Origin of the sequence: Mycolicibacterium arseniciresistens (genome assembly GCF_030519285.1) — a bacterium.
In the GTDB taxonomy this organism is placed as follows: domain Bacteria; phylum Actinomycetota; class Actinomycetes; order Mycobacteriales; family Mycobacteriaceae; genus Mycobacterium; species Mycobacterium arseniciresistens.
Map to the genome: position 1 here is coordinate 1 of NZ_JAUMSQ010000501.1, position 2,195 is coordinate 2,195.

Here is a 2,195-nt window from a genome sequence, read left to right on the forward strand (position 1 = left end):
GCCGCAACCAACGCGATCAGCACCCGACTGATTGCCTTCATGTTCCCCCTAGCTCGTGCTGCCGGTGCCTGGCCGTCCGTACAACCACACACCTCGCAAGATCTTCATGTGGAGCGAATTAGAGACTTCACAATCAGCTCTTACGGGTTGCTCAGCGTTGACAGGAGGAACATAACGGCGCGGCCACACGGCGGCAACGCCTAGCTATGATCGCGCGCCGGAATTTCACCGAAAAGGCGTCAATTTGCTGATCGCAGTGACCGAGGCGCCGGCTGCCCCGGCTTCGAACACGCGGCCCGCGACGCCAGAAGCCGTGGCGCGCGCCGATGGGGTGGGGTCAGGTCACCGCGACGGCGCAGGCGCCGCGGAATCCTGGCCTCGCCCAAGCGCAGCCGGTCATTCGTGGTGGGGAGGACGGTTTTCGCGAAGCCAGTCGTCGTGCTGCGCGCCGGCGTCCGACGACCCCTGGTCCCGTTCATCGGCAGTGGTGTCCGGCAGCACGTCGCCGAAGACCTCGTTAACTGGCGGCGCCGGGCGCCGTGCGGGATCAGTCACTTCAGAACCACCCTGTGATCAACATCACATTTGCGGCGGTCAGATTTCCAGGCTGGACAGCTGACCGATGATCTGGACAGCCAGCGGATTGAGCGTCGCCATCCCGTCGCGCACCGCGGCACGCGAACCCGCGATGTTGACCACCAGCGTGCTGCCCGAGACACCGGCCAGTCCGCGGGAGAGTCCCGCGTCGACGATTCCCGCCGAGAGACCCGAGGAACGCAGCGCCTCGGAGATCCCCAGCAGCTCGCGATCGAGGATGTCGAGCGTGGCCTCCGGCGTGACATCGCGCGGGGTGACCCCGGTGCCTCCCACGGAGACCACCAGGTCGACACCGCCGATGACCGCGGTGTTGAGCGCGTTGCGGATCTCGACCTCATCGGCGGAGACCACCACGACACCATCGACCACGAACCCGGCCTCGCCGAGCAGTTCGGTGACCAACGGCCCGCTGTGATCCTGTTCGCCGTGCGCGGTGCGGTCGTCGACGACGACGACCAGTGCGCGGCCCACCAACTCCCCTGGCTGTTCCATGAGTGCAACCGTATATCCGGGGCCGGACAGCGGCGCAGCCACCAGCACGGTCTCCAGACCGTCGCCCGACATCACTGCTCTGCCTTGCCGAGGGTGACCTGCGCGGTCTGCGGCTTGCCGGAGGGGTCGAGGTAGGTCAGCGTGACCTTCTCACCAGGGGCTTTCGACCGCACCGCGGCGACGAGGGCGTCGGCGCTGTTGATCACGCGATCGTCGACCTTGGTCACCACCACGCCGCTGGGCAGGCCGGCCGCCGCGGCGGCACCGCCGCCGGTGACCTCGACGATCTTGGCGCCGTCGGTCGCGGTGTCGTCGCTGACCTGGACGCCGAGCGACGCGCGCGACGCGCTGCCGTCTTGGATCAGTTCGTCGGCGATGCGCTTGGCCTGGTCCACGGGGATCGCGAAGCCGAGACCGATCGAGCCGCTTCGCGCTTCCGGAGAGTCGCCGCCCATCGTCGCGATGGCCGAATTGACGCCCACCAGTTCGCCGTTCATGTTGACCAGCGCACCGCCGGAGTTACCCGGGTTGATCGCGGCGTCGGTCTGGATGGCGTCGAGCACGGTGTTCTGGTTGCGGGTGTCGCCGCCTGCGGCCACCGGGCGGTTCAGCGCGCTGATGATGCCGGTGGTGACGGTGCCCTCGAGGCCGAGCGGGGACCCGATCGCCACTACGTCCTGCCCCACCCGCAGGTTGCCCGACGAGCCGAGCGTGATCGGCGTCAGGTCGGACACCCCCTCGGCACGCACCACCGCGATGTCGCTGCTGGGATCCGTGCCCACGACGGTGAACGACGCGGTGCGGCCGTCGAAGAACGTCACCTTGGTCTGCGCCGGAGGCTGCGACCCGGCGTTGCCCGGCAGCCCGGGGAAGCCCGGCGCGCCGCGGCCGCCGGGTTCACCCGTCGCCGCCGCGACCACGTGGTTGTTCGTCAGGATGAGGCCGTCGGAGGTCAGGATGATGCCCGACCCCTCCTCCGATGCCCGGCCGAGGTCGGTCTCGAGCTTGACGACGCTGGGCACCACCTTGGCCGCCACCTGCTCCACCGAGCCGGCGGGCAGCGCCGCGGCGGGCACGGTGGGTGCGGCGCCGCCGAGGCTCGAACC

The 2,195-nt window shown here is 69.1% G+C and carries 2 protein-coding genes; both read right to left on the bottom strand.

Annotated features, from left to right (window positions below; genetic code table 11):
* Window positions 1-594: 594 nt before the first annotated feature.
* The gene (locus Q2100_RS31010; protein WP_302917091.1) at window positions 595-1,137 is read right to left on the bottom strand and encodes a MogA/MoaB family molybdenum cofactor biosynthesis protein; all 543 of its coding nucleotides are present in this window, start codon (window positions 1,135-1,137) and stop codon (window positions 595-597) included.
* 23 nt (window positions 1,138-1,160) lie between these two features.
* On the bottom strand, window positions 1,161-2,195 hold a 1,035-nt coding region (locus tag Q2100_RS31015), incomplete at its 5' end, for a S1C family serine protease (RefSeq protein WP_302917090.1).